This is a genomic window from Absiella sp. AM29-15, from assembly GCF_003434225.1.
GTDB lineage: Bacteria > Bacillota_I > Bacilli_A > Erysipelotrichales > Erysipelotrichaceae > Hoskinsella > Hoskinsella hominis.
The window spans coordinates 1-4852 of sequence record NZ_QVFL01000037.1; the positions used below are offsets into that span (position 1 = coordinate 1).

The following is a 4852-nucleotide window of genomic DNA, read 5'->3' on the forward strand; positions in this document are numbered from 1 at the left end:
TAGCTATATTCCTGATTTTTGTTTTTGTCAATACCCTTAACTTATTGGCATTGTAAGTATTGGAGGAGTTTTTTTTATATGTCAAATTTTATATATGTTAATTATGAATACAAATGAATTTTTAATTACTAATTTATTTGGACCTTCATATACAACAGAATATACTTTTTATTATAAGATAACTAGCCTAATTTCTATGATAACAACTTTAGCAATGACTCCAATATGGTCAGTTATTACTAAAGCAATGACAGAAAAGCGATGGGATTGGTTAAATGAATTATATAAAAAAGTAAAGTTAATTGGTTTTTTTGTTATTTTTTTAGAATTTGGATTGATACCATTTCTTCAACCATTGATGGATATCTGGCTAAATGAGAATTCTTTAATTGTTAATTACTATTATGCATTAGCATTTGCGTGTTTTGGTAGTACTATAGTATATAGTGGAATGTTATCAACAATAGTTTGTGGTATGGCAAAAATGAAAATGCAAACAATATGTTATTTAGTTGGTGTTATTTTTAAATTTTTAATTATTATGATTGGATCAAAGTATATGGATAATTGGATAATAGTAGTATGGAGCAGCGCAATTATCTTATTACCATATTGTATATTACAGCAAATTAGTTTAAATAAATATTTTAATAAAAAAATAAAGGAGAGATAAAAAATGTCACAATTTAAAAATAAAAGTCTACTTATCACAGGAGGAACAGGTTCATTTGGAAACGCAGTATTAAATCGATTTTTAGAAACAGATATAAAAGAAATAAGGGTTTTTTCAAGAGATGAATTAAAACAAGATGATATGCGTCATTATTATCAAGCTAAATTTCCAGAAGTTTCAGATAAATTAAAATTTTATATTGGGAATGTAAGGGATGTTAATAGTATAAAAAATGCAATGCATGGTGTAGATTATGTATTTCATGCAGCTGCATTAAAACAAGTCCCAAGTTGTGAATTTTTTCCAGTTGAAGCCGTAAAAACGAATGTATTAGGAACTGAAAACGTATTAACCGCTGCTATAGAATGTGGAGTAAAGAAAGTTGTATGTTTATCTACTGATAAAGCAGCTTATCCAGTAAATGCAATGGGAACTAGTAAGGCGATGATGGAGAAGGTAATCGTAGCTAAATCAAGAACAGTAGATCCAGAAAAAACAAGTATTATGTGTACAAGATATGGAAATGTATTAGCATCAAGAGGTTCTGTTATACCTCTTTTTATTTCGCAAATTAATGATGGAAAACCATTAACTGTTACTGAACCAAGCATGACAAGATTTGTAATGACTTTAGAAGAGGCGGTAGATCTAGTACTGTTTGCATTTGAGCATGGTACTAGTGGTGATATTTTTGTACAAAAAGCACCAGCATGTACGATTGAAGTGTTAGCACAGGCTGTGAAAGAATTATTTCATGCAGACAATGAGATAAAAGTGATAGGTATACGACATGGTGAAAAGATGTATGAAACGTTATTGACAGACGAAGAATGTGCGCATGCAATTGATTTAGGAAATTTCTATCGAGTACCAGCAGATAAACGTGATTTAAATTATGATAAATATTTTTCAGAAGGAGTACAGAAATCCACTTTATCACAATTTAATTCAAATAACACAAGACTGATGTCATTAGAAGAAGTGAAAAATAAAATTTTGGAAGTTCCATTAGTAATAGAAGAATTAAATAAGTGGGAGAATAAGTAATTATGAAGGTTCTTATAACTGGTTCAAAAGGATTTGTAGGAAAGAATCTGATTGAAACATTAAAAACAATAAAGGATGAAAAAAATAAAGTATTCTCTTTGTCATCCAATTTAGAAATTTATGAGTATGATAAAGATAATACAAAAGAAGAATTAAAGCAATATTGCAGTGACTGTGATTTTGTTGTACACCTTGCTGGGGTTAATCGCCCACAAAATCCTTCCGAATTCTATGAAGGAAACAAAGGATTCACAGAAACTATTTGTTCTTATCTAAAACAAGCTAATAATCAGTGCCCAATCATGATTTCATCTTCCATTCAAGCAGATCGTGATAATGATTATGGTAAAAGTAAAAAAGAAGGCGAAGATCTACTTCTTACTTTTGGTAAAGAAAATGGAAATCCTATTTATATTTACCGATTTGCTAATCTATTCGGTAAATGGTGCAGACCAAATTATAACAGTGTAGTTGCAACATGGTGTTATAACATTGCTCATGGGTTAGATATACAGATCAATGATCCTAATGTTATACTGCCATTATGCTATATAGATGATGTTGTAGAAGAAATCATTCATTGTATCTGTGGCAATCCATATATCTTTGATGGTACCCATTATGGAGTAGAAAAAGTATATGATTGCTCATTAGGTGATTTAGCGGAAATGATAAAGAGTTTTAAAGAATCAAGAACGACTTTACAAGTCATTGATCAAGAAGATGAATTAACAAAGAAATTATATGCAACATATTTAAGTTATTTACCAGAAAATGAATTTAACTATCCTTTGAAAATGAATATTGATGATAGAGGGAGTTTCACAGAATTCTTGAAAACGAAAGAATATGGTCAAGTTAGTGTAAATATTTCTAAACCAGGTATTATAAAAGGAAATCATTGGCACCATACAAAAAATGAAAAATTCCTGGTTGTCAGTGGAATTGGCCTAATTCAGTTTAGAAAAATTGGTGATGATAAAATTATTGAATACAAAGTAAGTGGAGATAAGCTGGAAGTTGTAGATATCCCAACTGGTTATACTCATAACATCATTAATTTAGGAGAAACAGAAATGGTAACGATCATGTGGGCAAATGAAATGTTTGATCCAAATAAACCTGATACATATTTTGAAAAGGTGGTAGAATGAGATGAGTAAATTAAAACTGATGACAATTGTAGGTACAAGGCCTGAAATCATCCGTTTATCAGAAGTAATAAAGAAATGTGATAAGTACTTTGATCAAGTTTTAGTGCATACAGGTCAGAACTATGATTATTGTTTAAATCAAGTTTTCTTTGATGACTTGGTATTAAGAGAACCGAATTATTATTTAGAAGCTGTGGGAAATGATTTAGGAGAAACCATAGGAAATATTATCGCAAAAAGTTATAAACTAATGGTAGAAGTAAAACCAGATGCATTATTGATCTTGGGAGATACGAATAGCTGTTTAAGTGCAATCAGTGCAAAACGATTACACATTCCAATATTCCATATGGAAGCAGGTAATCGTTGTTTTGATGAATGTCTACCTGAGGAAACAAATAGAAGAATCGTAGACCATATCTCAGATGTAAACTTGTGTTATAGTGAGCACGCTAGAAGATATTTAAATGCAGAAGGAACAGCAAAAGAGAGAACATATGTAACTGGTTCTCCAATGGCTGAAGTATTACGTGCAAACTTATCCCAAATTGAAGCCTCTGATGTATTAAAAAGATTAGGGTTAGACAAGAAAGGCTATATCTTATTATCTGCGCATAGAGAAGAAAATATTGATACAGAAAAGAATTTCGTAGATTTATTTACTTCAATCAATAAATTAGCAGAAATCTATGATATGCCAATCCTATATTCATGTCATCCTAGATCAAAGAAATATTTAGAACAGCGAGGGTTTCAATTAGATTCTAGAGTGCGATTACATGAACCGTTGGGATTTCATGACTACAATAATCTACAGATGAATGCATTTGCTGTAGTCAGTGATAGTGGTACTTTACCAGAGGAATCATCCTTCTTTACAAGTATTGGGAAATCATTTCCAGCAATTTGTATAAGAACAAGTACAGAGCGTCCTGAGGCATTAGATAAAGGTTGTTTTGTTTTAGCTGGCATTAGTGATAATGGTGTTGTACAAGCAGTTGAAACTGCGGTCGCAATGAATGAAAATAACGATTTAGGTATTCCAGTACCTAATTATACAGAGGATGTTAGTAATAAGGTTGTAAAGCTAATTCAGTCGTATACAGGTGTCGTGAATAAGATGGTGTGGAGAAAGAGCTAGTCAACAAAAACGAGGGAGAAAAATATGTTTACTACAATAATGGATTTTATTAATCAAGCAGGAACACTAACGATTTCTATCACATCGTTCTTATCAGCAGGTTTTGGAATAGTTTCTTTTATCATTTCGAAGAGAAAAGAAAATGAAGAAAGAAGTGGATTATCTCTTTTTGTTTCTTTGATATTAATTTTAATTTCTATATTCGGTGTGATATCAATTTTGATGAGTTTTTTCTATATAGAAGTACCAGATATGAGAAACAGCAAATATGACACAGCAAAACAAACATTAATAGAAAGGGGCTTTGTTGTTGAACAGAAAGGAACAATAGGATTAGATGATGTTGTAGTCAAGGTCACAGATCATGATGGGAAAGAAATTGATAAATATATCGAAAAGGGTTCTATTATCTATTTGATTACAGAAGAGGCTTTTAATAAAGCAGAATCAATTCCGAAGGATGAAAAAAAATTCACTTTAAGATTTCAGGTCACAGCAGTTGATTTTTATAGTATGAATCATTTGGGAAATAATAAAATGACAGCATTTACAGATAATATAAATGAGTTAGTTTCTGATAAAGGCGCTATATCTTTAATTAACGAAAAATATAATGTAAAGTATGATAGTTTTAAAAGAGAAAAAGTTACTTTGAATCAAGATAAAAATGCACCAGAAATAGTCAGAGACTATTTAGTCTTTGAAGATATTCCTTTAGGGGATTACTTATTACAAATAAATATTGATGGTTATGTGCCGATGAAAAAAGAAATAACTTTTCAACTAAACTGTACCCTGTAAAACGGACACTAGAAAAAAACCAATTGCTAGTACCTC

At 30.6% G+C, this 4852-nt stretch carries 5 protein-coding genes; all 5 read left to right on the forward strand.

From position 1 onward, the window contains the following. Nucleotides 1-103 precede the first annotated feature (103 nt). Genes DW761_RS20645 through DW761_RS20665 form a run of 5 tightly spaced genes read left to right on the forward strand, consistent with a single transcriptional unit; the run spans nucleotide 104 to nucleotide 4816 of the window. A complete protein-coding gene (locus DW761_RS20645; RefSeq protein WP_147323343.1) occupies nucleotides 104-673 on the forward strand; it encodes a hypothetical protein in 570 nt (189 codons plus the stop codon). 3 nt (nucleotides 674-676) lie between these two features. Beyond that, nucleotides 677-1720 carry a nucleoside-diphosphate sugar epimerase/dehydratase gene (locus DW761_RS20650; RefSeq protein WP_117519229.1) on the forward strand — a complete coding sequence of 348 codons (1044 nt, stop codon included), beginning with the start codon at nucleotides 677-679 and terminating at the stop codon, nucleotides 1718-1720. A 2-nt stretch (nucleotides 1721-1722) separates the two neighbouring features. After that, on the forward strand, nucleotides 1723-2874 hold the full coding sequence (locus tag DW761_RS20655) for an NAD-dependent epimerase/dehydratase family protein (protein WP_117519230.1): 1152 nt from the start codon (nucleotides 1723-1725) through the stop codon (nucleotides 2872-2874). Nucleotide 2875: 1 nt separating this feature from the next. Then, entirely contained in the window at nucleotides 2876-4015 is a 1140-nt protein-coding gene (gene wecB / locus DW761_RS20660; protein ID WP_117519231.1) for a non-hydrolyzing UDP-N-acetylglucosamine 2-epimerase, read from the forward strand. Nucleotides 4016-4039: 24 nt separating this feature from the next. Beyond that, complete coding sequence (locus DW761_RS20665) at nucleotides 4040-4816, forward strand: PASTA domain-containing protein (protein ID WP_117519232.1); 777 nt, start codon at nucleotides 4040-4042, stop codon at nucleotides 4814-4816. Nucleotides 4817-4852 lie beyond the last annotated feature (36 nt).